Source organism: Pseudomonas sp. PDM05, from assembly GCF_014851685.1.
Taxonomy (GTDB): Bacteria; Pseudomonadota; Gammaproteobacteria; order Pseudomonadales; family Pseudomonadaceae; genus Aquipseudomonas.
This window is the reverse complement of record NZ_JACVAC010000065.1, coordinates 1-255: the sequence shown is the minus strand read 5'-3', so window position 1 is coordinate 255 and position 255 is coordinate 1. Positions and strand designations below refer to the sequence as shown.

Sequence of the window (255 nt, the reverse complement as noted above, 5' to 3'; positions counted from 1 at the left end):
TGTGTACGTGCCGCTGGACATCGAATACCCGCGTGATCGCCTGCTGTATATGATGCAAGACAGCCGCGCGCAATTGCTGCTGACCCACAGCCGTGCGGTGCCGCAACTGCCGATTGCCGAGGGCCTAGAGGTGCTGGCGATCGATCGCACCGAGGACTATGCCGAGACCGCGCCAGAGGTGGCGTTGGACGGCGACAACCTTGCCTACGTGATCTACACCTCCGGCTCCACCGGCATGCCCAAGGGCGTGGCGGT

General features: G+C 63.9%; 1 protein-coding gene. It reads left to right on the top strand.

Annotation, left to right across the window (positions count from 1 at the left end; translation table 11 throughout):
* A partial coding sequence (locus tag IB241_RS28140) for an AMP-binding protein (RefSeq protein ID WP_192301289.1) occupies positions 1 to 255 on the top strand: 255 nt, incomplete at both ends.